This is a genomic window from Nocardioides salsibiostraticola, from assembly GCF_054783655.1.
The window spans coordinates 231,537-246,701 of the sequence record NZ_BAAGQD010000014.1 but is presented as its reverse complement, the minus strand read 5'-3'; the positions used below and the strand labels follow the sequence as shown (position 1 = coordinate 246,701).

The window sequence follows — 15,165 nt, the reverse complement described above, 5'->3', positions numbered from 1 at the left end:
ATACGCGACTCAGACTCGGACGAGCACGCGCTTCGCCGGTTGCATCCGAGCCGCCGGAGCGGTCTGCGTTCGCAAGTGGATGTTCTGCAAGAGTCCGACGGCCAGCATGCCCGCGAACATCGAGGAGCCTCCGTAGGAGACGAACGGGAGCGGAACCCCGGTGACCGGCATGATGCCCAGGCACATCCCGATGTTCTGGAAGGCCTGGAACCCGAACCAGCAGGCGATCCCCGCCGCCGCAATCCGCCCGAAGACGTCGTCGGTGCGCGCTGCGATGACCAGGGCTCGCCACAGGACGAGACCGAGCAGGCCGATGATCAGACCCGCCCCGAGGAGACCCAACTCCTCCCCCGCGACGGTGAACACGAAGTCCGTGTGTTGCTCGGGCACGAATCCCGAGCGGGTCTGTGAGCCCTGGAACAGGCCCTGCCCGAACAATCCGCCGTTCCCGATCGCGATCCGGGCCTGCTCGACGTTGTAGCCCGCGCCGCGCGGATCGAGGTCCGGGTTGGTGAAGGCCAGGAACCGGTCGACCTGGTACTCCTTGAGGAAGCCCGCGGCCACCGCGGCCACCCCGGCGGTGACCCCGCCTCCCACGAGGAGCGCCAACCATCGGCGCGAGGCACCGGACGCGGCGATGACCCCGAAGACGGTGGCCGAGAGCACCAACATGGTGCCGAGGTCCGGCTGGGCGATGATCAATCCGGCGGGCACCGCGGCGATGAGGGCCATCAGCAGGACGTCGATCGCCCCCACGGATCGCTTGCCGCGCTGGTCGTGCCGTTCGGCGACGACCAACGCCATTCCGACGACCACGGCGAGCTTGGCGATCTCGGCCGGCTGGATGGACAACCCGCCCAGCATCAGCCACGAGCGCGACCCGTTGATCGTGGTCCCCATCGTGAGCACCAGGACCAGTCCGACTACCGATGCGAGATAGACCAGCGGTGCCATCAGGCGGACCCACCGGTGGTTGGTCACGACGACGACCGCCGCCAGCACCAGCCCGATCGCGACGTTCACCCCGTGCTTGAGCAGGTAGGCCGCCGAGTTGCCCCCGTTGAGGTCGGTCCGGGTGCTGGTCGCCGACCACACCAGCAGGCACCCGAGCAGTGAGAGGAGCAGCACCGCTCCCACCAGGATCCAGTCCAACCGCAGAACGCGATTCATGACCGGCCTCCGGTCCGGGCGGGCGGAAGGATCGAGCCGTCCTTGAGGAAGTTCGGCAGTTCCTTGGGCAGGGTCGTGCCGGGGATGGCCGCGTCTCGAGGACGGACCTCCTCACCATCTACGCCGTAGAGGGACTCCCAGATCGCTCGCACGTGCGGGCCCGACGTGCCGGACCCTGTGCCGCCCTGGCTGACCATCATGATCACCACGTAGTCCTCGGAGTACGACGCGACCCAGGAGGTCGACTGCTTCCCGTAGACCTCGGCGGACCCGGTCTTGGACCGGATCGGCACCTCCTCGAGCGGGAACCCGACCATCCGCCAGGACATCGTGCCGGTGCGGGTCACCCCCTGCAGCGCCTCGTCGATGTAGCCGACCACGCCCGGGGGGACGTTGACCTCGCCGGTCTTCTTCGGGGCGATCCGGCGGATGACCGTCCCGTCGGGGGCGACCACCGCCTTGCCGATCCTGGGAGCGTAGAGGGTGCCGCCGTTGGCGATCGCGGCGTACCCCTGCGCGAGTTGGAGTGGGGTGACGATGGTGTCGCCCTGTCCGATCGCGAAGTTCACCGCGTCACCGGCGCGATAGGCGAAGCCCTCGATGCAGAACTCTCGGGCGAACTTGTAGACGAAGTCGCTGACTCCCGCCTTCTCCTGCGACTGGTCGGCGATCCCGCAGTAGTAGTCCTTCTGGGACTCGAAGTAGGACAACTTCCACTCCCGGTCCGCGATCCTCCCCGGGGCCTCTCCCGGCAGGTCGATCCCGGTCTCGCGACCGAAGCCGAAGTTCTTGGCCTCCTCGACCAGCGGGTCGCGGGCGTCCACGTCGGCGACGTCAGATCCGTAGCGCTGCCAGTAGTCCAGGCCGATTCGATAGAAGAACGTGTTGCACGAGACCTCGAGGGCCTTGGCGAAGGAGATGTAACCGTAGGAGCCGGACTCGTAGTTCTTGAACTCGCGGTTGCCCACCGACACCGAGGACGAGCAGTTCAAGCTCGCGTCGGTGTCGTAGCCGTTGGTCAGGGCGCCGGCGGTCATGAACGGCTTCCAGGTCGACCCCGGTGCGAACTGACCCTGGGTGGCGCGACCCAGTAGGGGTTCACCTGCGTCCTTGGAGTAGAGCCGGGTGAGCTGCTTCTTGGTGATGCCACCGACCCACAGGCCCGGGTCGTACGTCGGCTGACTGGCCATGGCGACGACGCGACCGGTCTTGGCCTCGAGCACCACGGCCGCGCCGGAGTCCGCGACGTAGTTGCGTCCGGTGACCTTGTCCAGCGTCCCGCGGGCCACCGTGATCGCCTCGTTCAGCTGATCCTCGACCACCCCCTGGACCTTGGCGTCGATGGAGGTGACCAGCGTGTCTCCGGGCTGACTGGCCAAGGCCGCGTCATCACCCAGGACGCGACCCATCGCGTCCACCGACACCGACTGGTAGCCGGGCATCCCACGCAACCACGCGTCGTACTCCTTCTCGACGCCGGCGCGACCGACCGACGAGGCGCCGTTGACCGAGCGGTCACCGTCGTTGTCGGCGACGTCGAGCTCGCCCTCGGTGATCGGGCTGAGGTAGCCCAACAGGTGTGCGGCGTTGACGCCGAAGGGCTGCGGGTAGGACCGCACCCACTGCTGGTCGACGACGACGGCCGGGAAGTCCTCGGGTTGTTCTTGGATGCGCAGGGCGACGGACTGATCGACGTCCTCGGCGACCGGGACCGGCTGGAAGGGCGAGCCGTTCCAGCAGACCCCTGCCGTGGCGCCTTCAGCGCCGCAGCTCAGGAGCTTCTTCTTCAGGCGAACCGCTCGGTCATCGACCGTGCCCGCCAAGCGGACGAGCAACTTCTGGGCCTGACCCGGTTCCATCCGGTCCAGCACTCCCCGGTCGACCGAGACGACCCAGGAAAGGCGGTTGGTGACCAGCGGACGTCCCTGGTCGTCGACGATCAACCCGCGCTGAGGTTGGTCGACGATCTCGCGGACGGACTGTGCGGCGGCCTGCGCGGAGTACTTTTCCCCGCTGACGACCTGCAGGTAGTACAGCCGGACGAACAGGGTCGCGAACAGGGAGAACACCAGGGCCTGGATCACCACCAGCCGCAGCCTGCTCCGGCTGGCTCCACGCAGGGAACTGCCGGTCGCCCCACCGATCACGGGGATACCCGATCGGGGTTGATGCGATCGAAGACGCGCAACACCAGGGGCAGCACGAAGGGGGTGACCAGGACATCGAAGACCAACGCGGCCCCGATGACGCTGAGGAGGTCGGGAACGGAGAGAAGCGGGTCACGCAGCAGGATGCCGGTCAGCGCGAAGATCGAGGTGCCCAGGAACGAGCAGCCAGCGGCTGTCGCGAGCAGTGCGGTCACGGTCGGACGCAGGTCCTCCCCGACCCTCCCCGCGACGTACCCGACGATGAGCAGGGCCAACGCCCAGCGCCCGGCGATGTGATCGGCCGGTGGTGCGAGGTCGAGCAGGACGCCGGCGGCGAAGCCGGCGATGAGGCCGAACTGGGCGCCCCGGGCCAGACCCGCACCCACGACACTCAGCAGCACGAGGTTCGGCACGACCCCGTTCCACGCCACGTGGGAGAAGACCGAGACCTGGAGGACCAGGGCAACGGTGAGGATGCCGGCGGCGACCACACCACTGGTCAGGGGCCTGGCCGGACGCGGCGAACGCCCGGAGACGCGGGGGCTGACCGTGGTCCCGGACGTGATGGTCATCGGATGCTCCCGTCGGCTTCGATCACGGCACGGTCGCTGGTGGTGCCGCTCGGAACGATCACGCCGACCAGATCCAACGAGCCGAAGTCGACGTAGGGCTTGATCTCGGCGCGCTGGGCCGACTCGCGCAGGCTCGAGTACACCTTGGTGACCGATCCCACCGGCACTCCGGCGAGGTACGGCGCCCCGTCTTGGCTTCCCCAGGTGAGCACCGATTCGCCCCGACCGGGGGCATCGGCCACGTCGAGCAGTTCCAGGTCCAGGCGACCGGTGTCCCCCAGCACCCCGCGTCCATGCAGCATCCCGACGTCCATGCTCTCTCCGACCCGACCGCCGACGGTGGACTCGGGGTCGATGATCAGCACCACCGTGGCGGTGTCACTGGTGACGCGGAGTACCCGGCCCACCAGACCGTCGTTGTTGATGACCGTCATGTCCGGGCGCAGTCCGGCGCGCGAACCGGCGTCGATCAGGACCGTGCTGGAGAACGACTGGGAGGGGCCGAGGCCCACGACCCGGGCGGGCACCATGGCGTAGCCGAGTTGGTTCGCCGCCGAGGTGAGGCCGTCGTACTCCTCGAGGCGGTTGCGGTCGTACCCGGTGGAGCGCAGGTCGCGCCGCAGTTGGGCGTTCTCGTCGGCGAGCGCGTCGACGTCGGCGCGCAGACCCCCTTGGGTTCGGAACCACTCGGGGATGCTCGCCACCGGGCTGACCACCGTGGACGCTCCCGATTCGAGGGGTCCGAGGACTTCGCCGAGTCCGCGGCGTGCCGGGTCGAGCGCGGACTCGGTGCCATCGTTGAGGTCGAGGGTCACCATGGTGGCGCAGGCGAGAACCAGAGCCAGCACCAGACCGCGCGAGGGCCGCCCCTGGCCGGGACCGCTGCGCTGCCAGCGCCGCTGTGTGACCGGAGGCATCAGTATCGCCTCACGTCGGAGACGAGCACCTGACGCAGCGCGTCGAAGTCCTCCACACACCGGCCGGCGCCCTGGGCGACCGAGGTGAGCGGATCCTGGGCGATGTGCACGGGCATTCCGGTCTCGTGGCGCAGTCGCTCGTCGAGGCCACGCAGCAGCGCGCCGCCGCCGGTCAGGACGATGCCGCGGTCCATGATGTCGCCGGCCAGTTCGGGGGGTGTCTGGTCCAGAGTCGTCCGGACGGCGTCGACGATGGCGTGCACCTGCTCCTCCACCGCGTGTCGCACGTCGGCGCTCGACACGGTGACCGTGTGCGGCAGACCGCTGACCATGTCTCGGCCACGGACCTGGGCCTCCGGCTCGTCCCGCCCGGGGAAAGCCGAGCCGACGCTGATCTTGACCTGCTCGGCGGTGCGCTCCCCGAGCATGAGGGAGTGTTCCTTCTTCATCCAGTTCACGATGGCGGTGTCGATCTCGTCACCAGCAGTGCGGATCGAGAGCGAGGTGACGATGCCGCCCAGCGAGATGACCGCGACCTCGGTGGTGCCACCGCCCACGTCCACGATCATGTTGCCGGTCGCCTCGTGGACCGGAAGCCCTGCACCGATGGCCGCGGCCATCGGCTCCTCGACGATGAAGACCTGTCGCGCACCGGCTTGGTACCCGGCCTCCTTCACCGCTCGCTGTTCCACGGCGGTGATCCCGCTGGGGACGCAGATGACCATTCGCGGCTTGGCGAAGTAGCGACGCTTGTGGACCTGATGGATGAAGTGGCGCAGCATCTGTTCGGTGGCCTCGAAGTCCGCGATCACTCCGCCCCGCAGAGGTCGGATCGCGACGATGTTGTCCGGGGTCCGGCCGATCATGCGCTTGGCGTCGTGTCCGATCGCCAACAACTCACCGGTGTCCTGGTCCAGGGCCACGACGCTGGGCTGGTCCAGGACCACACCCTTGCGACGGACATAGACCAACGTGTTCGCGGTGCCCAGGTCGACGGCCATGTCGCGGCCGATAAAACTGTTCGCCATGCGTGCGCGCCTCGCATCGTCGTGCGCCGGGGAAGCCGGGGAAGGCGCGTACGACGCGCGCACGATCCGCCGTACTCGAGATCGAGACTAAGGAAGATCGGGCACTTGTCACGGCAGGCACGCCGGTGCACATGTGACTTGTGGGACTGATGGGAAAGGCCCGAACAGGGGGTCAGCCGATCGGATCCCCGTCACTTCGACTCAGCCACCGGCCGCTGTCGCGCTTGGGAACGTCGACGCAGGGACCCGACACCGTCACCAGCACGTAGTCGCCCTGGCCCGGAAGTTCACTGAAACTGGCCTCGATGCCCTCCCGCGTCGAGGTCAGGGTTCGACCACCCGGCCGCTCACCCACCTCGCCCGCGTCGAAGTCTGCGTCCTGCAGGACCGGGGTGAGGGCATCGAGGTAGGGCCGGGCGGTGCCGGATCCGGCGTCGATGCGGCCGGTCGCGCGATAGCGGAAGTCCTCGAAGGTCTCCGGCCCGCTGCTGGTGCAGCCGCGGAACTGTCCCGATGCGCCCGCCGACTCGCCTTCCAAGGTCTCGGCCGCCGATCGCATCAACTCGGTCATGGCCGAGCGAACGTCGAGGCGCTGTTGCTCCAGCACCTGGGTGGACTGTTCACTCGTCACCGGTACATCCTCGCCCCCGCATGCCGCCACACTCGTCATCGTCAATCCCATCACCACGACCGCTGTCGAGCGGCGGAGTCGCTTCCCTCCGCTCCTCACGGCTCGACCGTAACCGGGGTGGTGGGCTCGCGGTCGGCTTCAGGGTCGACCGGGTCGCCGAACCAGGGATCGTGCACGTGGTCGGCTTCGATCACACCGTCGTAGGTGCCGTTGATGATCTGGCTGATGTTGTAGAGCGACTCGGTGTCGTGATCGAAGTACTTCGAGTGGTCGGCGAGGTGGGCGCCCTCACCGCGTGAGACGGACTCCGCGGTGAACCGCGTGGCGCCGAAGTCATCCTCAACCGGGTCATCGCCCAGACCTGCCCCGAAGAGCGTCTCCCCGTGGACCGCCCCGTGGTTGCCGAGGTCAGCGACCAGGTCATGGCTGTTGGCCCCACTCCACACGTGACCGACCTCGATGCCCAGATCGCTGGCGTGGTCGGTCTCCCCACCGACTCCGGGGCTGCCGACGAACACGATGTCGTCAGCGGAAAGGCCCTGATCGTGGGCGGCGTGTCCGGTGGTCGTCGAGCCGTAGCTGTGGCCGACCACGGTGAGGTGGGCGGGATCGCCGTCTCGCGAGGCACGCAGTCCGTCGATGGTGTCGGCCAGTCGCTCTCCCCCGGCCCGAGCCATCTGTTCGTTGGTCACACCGAGCCAGTCCACGCCGCCGTCCCACGGCACGTTGTCGGGGGCGTCGTACCCGATCCAGAACATCGTCGCGTTGCTCTGCGAGGGGTCGAGGTAGCGGGTCGATTCGTAGAGCGTGGCCGCCCGCGCAGCTTGGTAGCCGGCGCTACCTCCGTCGGTCCCGAGGCCGGGAACGACGACGGCGACGTTGTCGGCGGAGTCGAGGTCACCTGCGGAGATCGCCACCCGTCCGTCGCCGTCGAACGCCGAGGGGTCGTAGAGGTAGATCTGGGAGTCCACCGGCTGATCGGTGATCGGGTCCCGCAGGTCTGCCAGCTCTCGTCGCGCCTCGTCCGCAGCGGCGGCGTTGTCCAGCCACTTCGTCTCCTCGCCGGTGAGGACCCCGCGTTCCTCCAAGATGCGCCACTCGGCCAGATCCCGATCCAGCGACACAGTGTTGGCCTGGTGGCGAGCCTCAGCGGGGATGCCGTCGAGGTTGCCGAGGGAGCCGGGGCTTGCGGCGATGAGTGCCTCACGTTCCTGCTCTCCCATTCCGTCCCACCAGCGGCGCACCTCGTTGGGGGAGGCGCCCCCCGGCGGCTTCCCGGCCAGCGCAGCGTCCGCAGGGTCCGGCACACCGGCATAGCGGTCCTGGATCCGACTCATCGTCAGGACCCTTGCGAAGGCCGCCCGCATCTCCGACTCCTCCTGGGCCACCGCGAGGACCAGGGCTTCGAGGTCGCGCTCGAATCGGCCCACACGACGAGCCACCGCATCGGCCTCGAACTGCAGTTCAGCGGCTTGGCCGACGGTCGCTTGGGCCACCTGTTGGCGCAGGAGACCGAGTTGGTTCGCCAACACCTGCCGTTCGCCCCCCATGTCGGCGTGGGTGCGGGCCAGCTCCCCCATCCGATCGGCGTGGACCTGGACCCGTCGCGCCACCGAGCGCAGCGCCAGGGACATGGCGTCCGCCCGGCGGCCGAGGGGCGCTACCGTCGATCGATAGGCGTGCGCCGCCTCTCCCCTCCAGTCGATTGCGCGCGCTCGATCGGCCACGAAGGTTCCCAGGTCGTCGATCTGGGCCGAGGCGGCCAGCAACTGAGCCGCGCATCCTTCGATGGCACCGGTCGCGACCTCCAGAGCGGGCACCGCGGAGGGCGGCGCCGGAAGCGTCACCGTGCTCATCGGCGTTCGGTCAGGTAGCCGGCGAGTCGGAAGTACCCCTCACTGACCTGGGTGTCGGTGTCGAGATAGTCCCGAATGGTGACGCGCAGGCCGTCGGCCTGGGTCTCACACTGCTCCGCCACCTGCTCGGTATGCCGCTCCCACGTCCGCAAGAAGCGGCTCGCGCTGCTGCGGACCTCGGCACTGAAGCCACCGGCTCCGGCTCCCGCGATCTGCCCCGAGGCAGCGAGCAGATCGAGATGCTGCTCATCCCAGGCCCGAGAGATCCGGCCGACGGAGGCCGGCACCACCTCCATCACCGACCACCGTTGCTGGTGAGCTCGCGAGCGCGCGCTCTCCCGACCTGCCAGCAGGGGCCCGACACCCGGAACAGCACGGCACCGGTCTGCGCGACGTACGACGCCACCACGTCGACCGCCTGCTTCCGTGCTCGTAGCCGCGGGGTCCCCTCCGCCGAGTGGTGGACCTCCCAGCCGCCGTGGACGAGTTCGTCGCGCATGCGGCCGATGACGTCGCGCCCGTCCTCACGCTCGGCGCGGCAGCGCGCCTCGGCCCGGACCGTATCGGGACCATCGCCGTAGGAGAACCGGGCCAGCGGCTCCATCTCTGGACCGGCGGCCCGGGCCCACAGGCCGCGGGCCAACCCGGCGACCTCCATCATCACGTGAGCCAGTTGTTCATCGAGGACCGGCTCCGCCTCGCTCGTGGCAGGAGCCGCGAGGACGACGAGGTCGATGTCGGGGTGCCGTCGAGTGACGACTTCGAAGAAGGGATCGGCGACAACGGCCGTGGCGGGCAACTGATTCATGCCGTCAGCCTGCCCCGCAACCGCTCCCGGGAAACCAGAGAACGACCACGGCGGTGGAGAACCCCGAAGTCAGCCGCGGGTGTGGGCACGAGACGGGCCGGTTCTGGCCGACCCCCGCGATGAATCGATCAGAGCTCGGGGAACCAGATCCCGATCTCTCGCTCGGCCGACTCCGGTGAGTCCGAACCGTGCACCAGGTTCTCGCGGTTGGACAGCGACAGGTCGCCACGGATGGTGCCCGGCGCAGCCTTCCGGCCGTCGGTGGCACCGTTGAGGGCGCGGACGACCTCGATCGCCTCGTCGCCCTCGAGCACCAGCGCGACCAGAGGCCCGCTGGTCACGAACTCGCGCAAGGGTGGGTAGAAGTCGCGTTCGACGTGCTCGGCGTAGTGCTCGTCCGCCTTGCCTGCGTCGATGGTGCGCTGCTCCATGGCCACCAGGGACAGACCCTTGGCCTCGAAACGAGCGATGATCTCGCCCACGAGCCCCCGGCGGACCGTGTCGGGCTTGAGTAGGACCAGGGTGCGCTGGGCAGATGTCGACATGGTGTTCAGCCTAACGAGTCGGGACCTTGTCCCTCACATGAGCGTAGGTTTGACTCCTCAGCTCCATCTCCCGACAGGAGCGTTCGATGGACCCGATCACGGACGGAGCGGAGTTGTGGCGCCTGACCGCCGAGCATTCGCCCATCGGTATGGCTCTGGTCGGACTCGACGGGCAGTGGTTGTTCTGCAACCGGGCGCTGAGTCACATGCTCGGCTACGAGCCCGCTGAGCTGACCCAACTGGAAATGAGGACGATCACCCACCCCGGCGATCTTTCGGAGAACCTCGAACGGGTCGCCTCCCTGCTGGCCGGTGAGATCGATTCCTTTCGGATTCGAAAGCGCTACATCCACGCCAGCGGAGAGATCGTGTACGGCGATCTCTCGGTGGCTCTCGCCCGGGACGCCGCCGGCGACCCCCTCTACCTCGTCTCCCAGGTGCTCGACGTCACCGAGCAGCAGGACAACGAAACGCGGCTTGCGGCCGCGGCCGCCGATACCGAGCTCGAGCGACGGACCCTCGAGGCGATCTTCGAGACGGTGGGGGTCGGGCTGCTGCTCATCAACCGGGACGGCCGCTACGAGCGAATGAACCGACTCCACGCGGAATTCATGAGGTTGGCTTTTCCCGATGGGCACGATGGGTTGGCCGGGAAGACCGGAGAGGTCTATCACCTGGACGGTGAGACCTTGATGATCAGGGAGGAGATGCCGTCGTACCGGGCGACCCGCGGCGAGGAGTTCGACGACTTCACCTACTGGGTAGGCGCTGACCCACTGACTCAGGCCGCCTTCTCGGTCACCGCCCGTCAGATGCGTGATCCCTCGGGGAATCGGACCGGAGCGGTGCTGGCCTATCAGGAGATCACCGAACTGATGCGCGCGATCCAAGTCCGGAACCAGTTCGTGGCCTCGGTCTCCCATGAATTGCGCACGCCCCTGACCTCGGTCCTCGGACATCTGGAGATGTTGGGTGATCGCGACGACCTATCGGCAGAGGTCCTCGGCCAACTCGACGTCGCGCAACGTAACGCGAACCGCCTACGCGCCCTCGTCTCGGACCTTTTGCAGGTTGCTCAGGCGCAGGAGGGAAACCTGGAACTCCAACGCCGACCGGCCGATGTCGCCGCGCTGGTCCGCGAGGAGGTCGAGGCGCTGCGTCCTACCGCCGAGCGCAAGCAGGTGGTGACCGATGCCTCGGGACCCGACGACCTGATCATCGAGATCGACGAGCAGCGGATCCGCCAGGTCATCGACAATCTCGTCACCAACGCGGTGAAGTACACCGAGCCTGGCGGCGCGGTGCACGTGAGCCTGCGCCCGACTGGTGGTGGCGTGGAAATCGCCGTGACCGATACCGGCATCGGCATCCCCGCCGACGAGCTCGACCGCGTCTTCTCGAGGTTCTTCCGGGGCTCCGGGGCCGTGGTGGGGCAGATCCCCGGAACGGGTCTGGGTCTGAACATCGTGGCTTCGATCGTGCGCGCGCATGGCGGCACGATCGGGTTGCAGAGCGAAGTCGGCCGCGGAAGCACCTTTCTGGTCACGCTGCCGGCGAAGGGGTCCTGAGGGCAGCAGGCGTACCTTCGGTGACGTCTACTCGGCGTCGTCGACGAGGTGCTGCATCTCCCACGTCGCCTTGTTCGGCACCCGACTCCGGCCGTTTCGGAGCGTGCTCTGACAGACTCAGGGGTCCACCATTCCGGCACGGAGGAGCATCCATGGAACGACTGAGACGCACCTGGTCCCTGGCGCAAACCTCCTGGGCGGTGCTGCGGCAGGACCGCGAGCTCCTCGTCCTCCCCGTCATCTCCTTCGTCGCCTCGCTCATCGCGGCCGCGACCTTCCTGGTGCCCCTATTCGCCAGCGGCAGCCTCGACTCGGGGCAGATGGGAGCGCCGGAGTACGCCATTCTCCTGGCGATGTACTTCGTCCTGTCCTTCATCACCATCTACTTCCAGACCGCCCTCGTCTGCGCCGCGCACGAACGACTCTCCGGGGGAGACCCGACGCTGAGTTCGGCGCTGGGCGGAGCCAACAAGCACCTCCCCCAGATCCTGGCGTGGTCGGCCCTCACCGCGACGGTGTCCCTGATCCTGCGCGCGATCGAGGAGCGCGCAGGATTCGTCGGCCGCATCATCGCCGGGATCATCGGCTTCGCGTGGACCACCGCCACCTTCCTGGTCGTCCCGACCTATGTGGTGGAGAACGTCGGCCCTGTCACCGCGGTGAAGCGATCTGGTGCCCTGCTGAAGCAGACCTGGGGCGAGAACCTGGCCTCCCAGGTCGGTTTCGGTCTCCTCGGGTTCCTGGCCGCGATCCCCGGTGTGGCGCTGATCGCGGTGGGCTTCGCCATCGGCGGACCGGCTCTGGTGGCCGGCCTCCTGATCGGCGCGGTGTGGATCGCGGCCGTCGCGGTGACCCTCACGGCCATGACCGCCATCTTCCAGACCGCGTTGTTCCACCACGCGGTCGGTCAACCTCTTGCGGTCGCTGGCGCCGGCTTCGATGAGACGACGCTGCAGGCGGCCTTCCGACGCAAGTAGTCCGCTACCGCCGCGAGCAAGCCATGACGTCCGTGGCGTGACCGCGTCCGCCGGGTTGAGTTGATCCGGAACCGGCTGGTCAACCGTTCGGCGGGGTGAGTGACACGGAACTGGCCGGGCGCTGCGGGCACTCACCGATGAACTCCAGTCTCGGAATCGGTCTACATCATGAGGCCGCGATCGAAGCAACTGTCGTGGCCTCGATCGCCCCGGCGATGAACACCAACCGCAGCACTCTAGGAGCTGAGCATCGTGGTCACCGAGCAGGCATTGGACATCACCTTCAGCGCTCGGTTAGGGAAGGTCCGCCCAGGTGACACCTGGACCTGCGTGCAGCTTCCCGACTCCGCCGAGATCTTCGGCACCCGCGGACTGGTCAAAGTCGGTGGGAGCGTCGACGGACACCCATTCACGGGAGCCTTCATGGCTCTGGGCGACGGAACCCATAAACTTCCCGTCGCCTCCGGCATCCGACGCATTATCGGAAAGGACGACGGCGACGAAGTCACCATTCACCTGAGTCGTCGACTGAACTGAAACTCCGACACTCGCTCGCCCTATGTCCTTCAGCGTGGATGCGGTCCGACGCCCTTCGAATTCTCCAACAGGCCAGGCCCCCTCTGCGATTGAGGTGTGATAGACCCCGCCACCACATGCACGCTCACGCCGACGAGCGGATGCGTCCGCACCCCGGCCACTGGGCCGCCCCAGTATCCGGATCTGCCGAGATCCGAATCTCGCATGTGGCTCATCTACAGGCAGCGAATCCACAACGGAGCGCGGTATGAATCCCCAGACGCTCCCGTCGGGTCAGCCACGCGAACGTAGCCGACCTCAATGTCGGCTTTCACCTGAGCCGTCATCAGGCACGGAGGTAGACCCACACCTCCTTCGTTGCCGAATGTCCACGGCAGCCTGACCGCATAGATTCTGCTCTGCTTACCGTCGAAACCGTCGAACAAGACGAGATCGCTATTCGATTCAGACCTAAAGGCAATACCTTCCGCGGCACGTGGCTGCTTCGTGCCCCACGACGTGTGCAGCCCGGCGAACACACCCAAACCGAGCGCGAGGACCACCAGGCCTACGACGAAACCGAGGCCAACCTTGCGTCCTTTCAGCGACCGACGGTCTGAAGTCGAAACGGGCTGGTCGTTGACTGAGGTCGCCATGGCTCGTCGTGCTTTCTCGAAGGACGGACCAGTTCCCGCCATGCGCATCATACGGTCGGATTGCCGCAACGTAGATGGTCCACGGCGAGGATCGAGCCGCCTCCATCGTCCTCCGTGCGCGTCTCCGAACTCTCGAACGCTTGGACCACGCGAACGAGACGGTTCCGTCCACTCACCCCGATCAAGCGCGCTTCTCGTGACCCAAGACTGCCACTCATGGCTGCTCAGGCCCGATCGCATTCAGCATCCGCATCTGGCACCCCTCTGTGTCAAGGGGCGCTTGAAACGAGGTTCTTCACGTGGCGGGGATCTCGGCGTAGCGTGGGTTTCGCGGGTCCGGGAAGTGGCTTATCCGAAGTGTCGATTCGCGGGTGTGAGTCGGCCGCGCTGGATTCTTGAGTCGCCCCGCAGTGCCCTCCCGGACCTGCACCAACCAGTTGTTGGTCTCGTGTGGCGTCGGCTTTCAGTTGGCGGTAGACAACATCGGACAAGCGCCGTTTCAGACACCGCAGTGCTTCCATCGGGGTCTTACCGGCAGCGAGTTTGCGGCGGTAGTAGGCCCGTCCTTCGGTGTCGTGCCGGATCTGCACGATCGCGATGATGTGGAGCATGTGGTTCATCCGCCGGTTCCCTGCCCGGGACAACCGGTGTCGGTCCTGCTCGCCCGAGGACGCGTCCAGCGGTGCGGTCCCGGTCCAGGACGCGAACCGGTTCCGGTCAACGAACCGGGCCACGTCACCGACATCAGCCAACGTGCGTGCTGCACCGGCTGGGCCGACTCCGTAGAGGTCCATCAACCCCGACCCCCAGGCTATGACCGCGGCCTTCAACTCGGCTTTGACCGTCTTTAACTTCGCATCGACTTCGACGAGGTCGACGATCTGCTCGGCTGCCATCCTCCGACAGGTCCCTGCGATGTCGCGGGGCCGCACGGGTGGCCAACATGACCTTCGCCTGAGCAGCCGATAAGTCACGTTTGCGCTGGCCGGGGAGGAGTTCACTCAACAACCGCTGCAACCGGTTCACGATCTGGACCCGTTGGCGGGCCAGTTCGTCGCGGCGGTCGGTGAGCATCCGTAGCGCTTCGAGTTCCCCGTCGTCTGCCACGACCCGTAGCCCGTCGGTGCGGACCGCGACGACCGCGATGGAGTGGGCGTCCAGGGCATCGGTCTTGCGGTTGTGGCCGGTGTCGAACAACCGCACCCGGGCAGCGAGTTTCGCGGGGACATCGATCACTCGTTCGCCGGCCGCGACGAGGCGTTGCGTCAACGGGCGGCCGGCACCGTTCGCCCCTTCGACGGCCCAGACCCGGTTGGGCCACTGCTGCACAAAGGTCCGCATCGCCACGTACCCGGCCTGATCGGTCGCGTAGCGACCCCTGCCGAGCAGCCTTTCCTTCATGTCGAGGACCTCGATCGTCACCGACATCTTGTGGGGATCTACCCCGATGATCACTGTGCTGTCCATGTCTTCCACCTGCCGTGTTGAGTATCCGAATGGGACGGCGAGGTGGGCATTGCTACTACGAGCTGGGCAGACCCCTCTTGAGCCACGCCTCGTCACGGTGACCGGCGGGCCGCAGTCCAGATGAGAGCCACACCCCCTCGGCTGGGCAGCCGCGATAGCGAGCGTCCCGCCGGACACCTAGACCGAGTCTGGCCAGACACCGATCCTGAGGGAAGTCTCCTAGTAGCCGCGTAGCGCGCGCAGGCGGCCATCCGGTTCTGTAGCGGGTGGCGGCATGTGTCTATCTCCGGCGCTAGACCGCTCAAAT

At 67.3% G+C, this 15,165-nt stretch carries 16 protein-coding genes; 3 read left to right on the top strand and 13 right to left on the bottom strand.

The annotated features are described in order from the left end of the window. Positions 1-9: 9 nt before the first annotated feature. The 10 genes from rodA to ndk all read right to left on the bottom strand — a co-directional run bounded on the left by rodA (position 10) and on the right by ndk (position 9,674). Positions 10-1,170 (bottom strand): rod shape-determining protein RodA, encoded by a 1,161-nt coding sequence (rodA, locus tag ACYVLV_RS08595; RefSeq protein ID WP_460809154.1) that lies wholly within the window; start codon positions 1,168-1,170, stop codon positions 10-12. Continuing rightward, positions 1,167-3,317: a penicillin-binding protein 2 gene (mrdA, locus tag ACYVLV_RS08590; RefSeq protein ID WP_460809153.1), complete on the bottom strand. Its 2,151-nt coding sequence runs from the start codon at positions 3,315-3,317 to the stop codon at positions 1,167-1,169. Before mrdA ends, rodA begins: the two co-directional genes overlap by 4 nt. Then, positions 3,314-3,889 carry a rod shape-determining protein MreD gene (gene mreD / locus ACYVLV_RS08585; RefSeq protein WP_460809152.1) on the bottom strand — a complete coding sequence of 192 codons (576 nt, stop codon included), beginning with the start codon at positions 3,887-3,889 and terminating at the stop codon, positions 3,314-3,316. Before mreD ends, mrdA begins: the two co-directional genes overlap by 4 nt. Beyond that, the gene (mreC, locus tag ACYVLV_RS08580) at positions 3,886-4,806 is read right to left on the bottom strand and encodes a rod shape-determining protein MreC (RefSeq protein WP_460809150.1); all 921 of its coding nucleotides are present in this window, start codon (positions 4,804-4,806) and stop codon (positions 3,886-3,888) included. Before mreC ends, mreD begins: the two co-directional genes overlap by 4 nt. Beyond that, positions 4,806-5,834, bottom strand: coding sequence for a rod shape-determining protein (locus ACYVLV_RS08575; protein ID WP_460809149.1), 1,029 nt, complete (start codon positions 5,832-5,834; stop codon positions 4,806-4,808). Before ACYVLV_RS08575 ends, mreC begins: the two co-directional genes overlap by 1 nt. A 172-nt stretch (positions 5,835-6,006) precedes the next feature. Continuing rightward, positions 6,007-6,465 carry a hypothetical protein gene (locus ACYVLV_RS08570; protein WP_460809148.1) on the bottom strand — a complete coding sequence of 153 codons (459 nt, stop codon included), beginning with the start codon at positions 6,463-6,465 and terminating at the stop codon, positions 6,007-6,009. A 95-nt stretch (positions 6,466-6,560) separates the two neighbouring features. Then, complete coding sequence (locus ACYVLV_RS08565; RefSeq protein ID WP_460809147.1) at positions 6,561-8,321, bottom strand: alpha/beta hydrolase; 1,761 nt, start codon at positions 8,319-8,321, stop codon at positions 6,561-6,563. Then, on the bottom strand, positions 8,318-8,620 hold the full coding sequence (locus ACYVLV_RS08560; RefSeq protein ID WP_460809146.1) for a hypothetical protein: 303 nt from the start codon (positions 8,618-8,620) through the stop codon (positions 8,318-8,320). Before ACYVLV_RS08560 ends, ACYVLV_RS08565 begins: the two co-directional genes overlap by 4 nt. Then, on the bottom strand, positions 8,617-9,129 hold the full coding sequence (locus ACYVLV_RS08555; RefSeq protein ID WP_460809144.1) for a hypothetical protein: 513 nt from the start codon (positions 9,127-9,129) through the stop codon (positions 8,617-8,619). The genes ACYVLV_RS08560 and ACYVLV_RS08555 overlap by 4 nt, the downstream gene beginning before the upstream one ends. A 128-nt stretch (positions 9,130-9,257) precedes the next feature. Then, positions 9,258-9,674 (bottom strand): nucleoside-diphosphate kinase, encoded by a 417-nt coding sequence (ndk, locus tag ACYVLV_RS08550; RefSeq protein WP_460809142.1) that lies wholly within the window; start codon positions 9,672-9,674, stop codon positions 9,258-9,260. Positions 9,675-9,760: 86 nt separating this feature from the next. Between ndk and ACYVLV_RS08545 the strand changes: the two genes are divergently transcribed. The 3 genes from ACYVLV_RS08545 to ACYVLV_RS08535 all read left to right on the top strand — a co-directional run bounded on the left by ACYVLV_RS08545 (position 9,761) and on the right by ACYVLV_RS08535 (position 12,756). Next, positions 9,761-11,242, top strand: a complete 1,482-nt coding sequence (locus ACYVLV_RS08545; protein ID WP_460809141.1) for a sensor histidine kinase — start codon at positions 9,761-9,763, stop codon at positions 11,240-11,242. Positions 11,243-11,394: 152 nt separating this feature from the next. After that, positions 11,395-12,219, top strand: coding sequence for a DUF6159 family protein (locus ACYVLV_RS08540; protein ID WP_460809139.1), 825 nt, complete (start codon positions 11,395-11,397; stop codon positions 12,217-12,219). 252 nt (positions 12,220-12,471) lie between these two features. Beyond that, entirely contained in the window at positions 12,472-12,756 is a 285-nt protein-coding gene (locus tag ACYVLV_RS08535) for a DUF1905 domain-containing protein (protein ID WP_460809137.1), read from the top strand. 215 nt (positions 12,757-12,971) lie between these two features. Here the strand turns inward: ACYVLV_RS08535 and ACYVLV_RS08530 are convergent, their stop codons facing one another. The 3 genes from ACYVLV_RS08530 to ACYVLV_RS08520 form a co-directional block, all read right to left on the bottom strand. After that, positions 12,972-13,391, bottom strand: coding sequence for a hypothetical protein (locus ACYVLV_RS08530; protein WP_460809136.1), 420 nt, complete (start codon positions 13,389-13,391; stop codon positions 12,972-12,974). Positions 13,392-13,660: 269 nt separating this feature from the next. After that, positions 13,661-14,185 carry a transposase gene (locus ACYVLV_RS08525; protein WP_460809135.1) on the bottom strand — a complete coding sequence of 175 codons (525 nt, stop codon included), beginning with the start codon at positions 14,183-14,185 and terminating at the stop codon, positions 13,661-13,663. Next, positions 14,136-14,858, bottom strand: a complete 723-nt coding sequence (locus ACYVLV_RS08520; RefSeq protein ID WP_460809133.1) for an IS110 family transposase — start codon at positions 14,856-14,858, stop codon at positions 14,136-14,138. Before ACYVLV_RS08520 ends, ACYVLV_RS08525 begins: the two co-directional genes overlap by 50 nt. Positions 14,859-15,165 lie beyond the last annotated feature (307 nt).

What these genes read in the sequence shown, in the direction of transcription:
- ACYVLV_RS08520 (WP_460809133.1), bottom strand. Translation starts at nt 14,858, where the DNA reads ATGGACAGCACAGTGATCATCGGGGTAGATCCCCACAAGATGTCGGTG.
- ACYVLV_RS08575 (WP_460809149.1), bottom strand. Translation starts at nt 5,834, where the DNA reads ATGGCGAACAGTTTTATCGGCCGCGACATGGCCGTCGACCTGGGCACC.
- ACYVLV_RS08530 (WP_460809136.1), bottom strand. Translation starts at nt 13,391, where the DNA reads ATGGCGACCTCAGTCAACGACCAGCCCGTTTCGACTTCAGACCGTCGG.
- ACYVLV_RS08545 (WP_460809141.1), top strand. Translation starts at nt 9,761, where the DNA reads ATGGACCCGATCACGGACGGAGCGGAGTTGTGGCGCCTGACCGCCGAG.
- ndk (WP_460809142.1), bottom strand. Translation starts at nt 9,674, where the DNA reads ATGTCGACATCTGCCCAGCGCACCCTGGTCCTACTCAAGCCCGACACG.
- ACYVLV_RS08565 (WP_460809147.1), bottom strand. Translation starts at nt 8,321, where the DNA reads ATGAGCACGGTGACGCTTCCGGCGCCGCCCTCCGCGGTGCCCGCTCTG.
- ACYVLV_RS08540 (WP_460809139.1), top strand. Translation starts at nt 11,395, where the DNA reads ATGGAACGACTGAGACGCACCTGGTCCCTGGCGCAAACCTCCTGGGCG.
- ACYVLV_RS08525 (WP_460809135.1), bottom strand. Translation starts at nt 14,185, where the DNA reads ATGGACCTCTACGGAGTCGGCCCAGCCGGTGCAGCACGCACGTTGGCT.
- mreC (WP_460809150.1), bottom strand. Translation starts at nt 4,806, where the DNA reads ATGCCTCCGGTCACACAGCGGCGCTGGCAGCGCAGCGGTCCCGGCCAG.
- ACYVLV_RS08555 (WP_460809144.1), bottom strand. Translation starts at nt 9,129, where the DNA reads ATGAATCAGTTGCCCGCCACGGCCGTTGTCGCCGATCCCTTCTTCGAA.
- mreD (WP_460809152.1), bottom strand. Translation starts at nt 3,889, where the DNA reads ATGACCATCACGTCCGGGACCACGGTCAGCCCCCGCGTCTCCGGGCGT.
- rodA (WP_460809154.1), bottom strand. Translation starts at nt 1,170, where the DNA reads ATGAATCGCGTTCTGCGGTTGGACTGGATCCTGGTGGGAGCGGTGCTG.